2 protein-coding genes and 1 pseudogene are annotated in these 1,897 nt (G+C 43.8%); all 3 read left to right on the top strand.

Translation table 11 applies throughout. The features are described 5' to 3' along the window. Window positions 1-385, top strand: a 385-nt coding sequence (locus RMO27_RS12745) for a phosphopantetheine-binding protein (RefSeq protein WP_309733011.1), incomplete at its 5' end; no start/stop codon positions are given. Window positions 386-461: 76 nt separating this feature from the next. After that, on the top strand, window positions 462-1,640 hold the full coding sequence (locus RMO27_RS12740; RefSeq protein ID WP_309733009.1) for a 2-isopropylmalate synthase: 1,179 nt from the start codon (window positions 462-464) through the stop codon (window positions 1,638-1,640). Window positions 1,641-1,714: 74 nt separating this feature from the next. Further along, a pseudogene (locus RMO27_RS12735) lies at window positions 1,715-1,897 on the top strand (hypothetical protein); the annotation flags it as partial.

Raw genomic sequence — 1,897 nt, 5'->3', positions numbered from 1 at the left:
CTTGAAAAATTTACCACTAACACTAAATGGAAAAATCGATCGGCAGGCATTACCAGCGCCAAATTTCAAAGGTTACTCAACAGAAATTGAATTACCGATTACTGCGACAGAAAAAACATTGAGTCAAATATGGGCGAAATTGCTCAAGTATGGCGCGATCGCCAGGACAGACAATTTCTTTGATTTAGGAGGACATTCTTTGTTAGCAACCCAACTAATTGCCCGCATCCGCGATAACTTCAAAATAGAATTACCCCTGCGCCAAATATTTGAGTCGCCCACACTCGATCGATTGGCGACTTATCTAGATACCTGTATGTGGATTAACTCCGCTACCGCAGATCTCCAATCTTTAAACTCAGAGGAAGAAGAATTTGAACTATGAGGTAATTAGTAACAGCTCTTAATTGAGAGATTTCTAGACTTGTTAAATCTAAAATATGGAAATTGGAGCGCAAACAATGGAAACTTTGCCGATTAAAATTTACGATAATACCTTACGAGATGGAGAACAACAAGCAGGGCTATTTTTCCCTTATTCAACCAAACATCAACTTGCCCATTTAATCGCCAAAACCGGGATTGACGGATTAGACATCATGCCCTGCGTCTCCGAGCAAGAAATGGCTCTAACCAAAACATTAATCGCTGAAGGTTTCGACGAATGGCTCACTGCCGCTACATTGATGAATAAGCAGTTTATCGATCAGGCAAAGGACTGCGGCATCAAACGCATCGCGATGATCTTTGCTCTGTCTGATCGATTAATGTTCCTCCGCGATCCTCAGATCCGCAAAATGAGCGAGTTTACAGGCAAAACCATCGATGATGATATCCCTGCAACAGTAATTGATAAAATTCGCCAAAATGCGATCGAGACAGTTGTGGAAAATTTGCACTATGCCACACAGGTTGCTGGACTCAGAGTAGACTTAGCTGCCGAAGATTCTTCCAGAGCAGATTTTGACTTTTTAGTCCAATGTATCCGCTCCTTTAGCCCTTATATTGAAAACTTTATTCTCTGCGATACGGTGGGAGTGTTGACTCCCGAACAGAGCCATATTTGGGTTAAAGATCTGATCCAATCGACTACAAGCGTGACGTTCGGACTGCATTATCATAACGATCGGGGGATGGCTCTAGAAAATACGCTTCAGTCGATTATCGCTGGCGCAAGTTTAATCACAGGTACGTTTTGCGGGATTGGCGAACGCGCGGGAAATGTCGCCATGGAGCAAGTGTTAAACGGGTTGCGAGTCCGCTTTGGTATCGAACTGGCGGGGATTAACTATGATGCGATCGCGTCTGTAACTAACTACATTGAGCAACTGGGAGTTCGTCCCGCTCCCCCCTACTCACGAGCTGCTCAACGCCATGAAACGGGCGTTCATGTTAATTCTTTGTTGTCCGATCCTAAAAGCTATGATGCCTTTGCTCACAGCACGATCGATATTATCTTCGGCAAATGGAGTGGAGCCAGTAATTTTCAATATCTATTTGAAAAACAACTGCACAATCCCCAACCCAGAGCACAATACGAGCAAATGCGATCGACGATCAAATCTCTTGCTACCGAGCAAGAACGCTATTTTACCGCCACCGAAGTGTTGGAGTTATGGAAAAATGGGGCTTTTAAGTAAGCCAGCCGTTGAAAAAATTAGCTCTCCTCTTTTATCTTCCCAACTCCCAACTCCCAACTCCCAACTATTGAACTATGACACAACAAGAGCAGGTAGTTGCTTTAATGCTGCGGTTACAAAACATCGGCTGCCGAATTTGGGCTGAAGATGATAAATTACGAATTCGGACTAGCAAAAATGCCCTCACGGCTGAACTCAAGCAGGAAATTCAAACCAACAAAGCCGATATTATCGCCTTCTTAAATGCTGCCACAGCC

Origin of the sequence: Chamaesiphon sp. OTE_75_metabat_556 (assembly GCF_031378165.1) — a bacterium.
In the GTDB taxonomy this organism is placed as follows: Bacteria; Cyanobacteriota; Cyanobacteriia; order Cyanobacteriales; family Chamaesiphonaceae; genus Chamaesiphon.
The sequence above is the reverse complement of the archived record's forward strand: the minus strand, read 5'-3'. Positions and strand labels throughout refer to the sequence as shown.

Bases quoted from the DNA above. Each gene is read 5' to 3' on its own strand.
- RMO27_RS12740 (WP_309733009.1), top strand. From the start codon at position 462: ATGGAAACTTTGCCGATTAAAATTTACGATAATACCTTACGAGATGGA.